This window comes from Streptomyces polyasparticus (assembly GCF_014493765.1).
Taxonomy (GTDB): domain Bacteria; phylum Actinomycetota; class Actinomycetes; order Streptomycetales; family Streptomycetaceae; genus Streptomyces; species Streptomyces polyasparticus.
The window spans coordinates 1-506 of record NZ_JACTVJ010000177.1; the positions used below are offsets into that span (position 1 = coordinate 1).

The 506-nt window shown below is 69.6% G+C and carries 1 protein-coding gene; it reads right to left on the bottom strand.

Going from position 1 to position 506, the window contains the following annotated elements; genetic code table 11:
* The coding region (locus tag H9Y04_RS49355; protein WP_187820203.1) for an LUD domain-containing protein at positions 1-506 on the bottom strand (506 nt) is incomplete at both ends.

A 506-nucleotide genomic window follows, 5' to 3' on the forward strand; every position in this document is an offset into this window, starting at 1 on the left:
GCCGAGCAGCGGATGCAGCGCAACGCCTGGCGGCCGACCTCGTCGGCGAGGGTGTCGGTGCGGCCGTTGTCGAGCAGGACCAGGTGGAAGGTCTGGGGTCCGTCGCCGTCGGTGGTGCCGGTCCAGGTGGTCGTGTACGGGTTCATGCGCTCGGCGGTCGAGGAGCGGGGGAGGGTCTGCAGAAAGACCTCCAGGTCGCGCCAGGTCGGGACGACCTTTTCGATCCCGACGACCGAGATCAGCGTCTCGGGCAGCGTGAGGCACATGCGGCCGTTGCCTTCGGATTCGAGGACGACCAGGGTGCCGGTCTCGGCGACCATGAAGTTGGCGCCGGAGATGCCGACCTTGGCGCGCAGGAACTTCTCGCGCAGGTGCAGGCGTGCTGCCTCGGCCAGTTCGGCCGGGGTGTCGGCGAGGCCCTCGGGTGCCGGGCGGCCCCAACTGGCCATTTCCTTCTGGAAGATGTCGCGGATCTCGCCGCGGTTGCGGTGGATCGCGGGGACGAG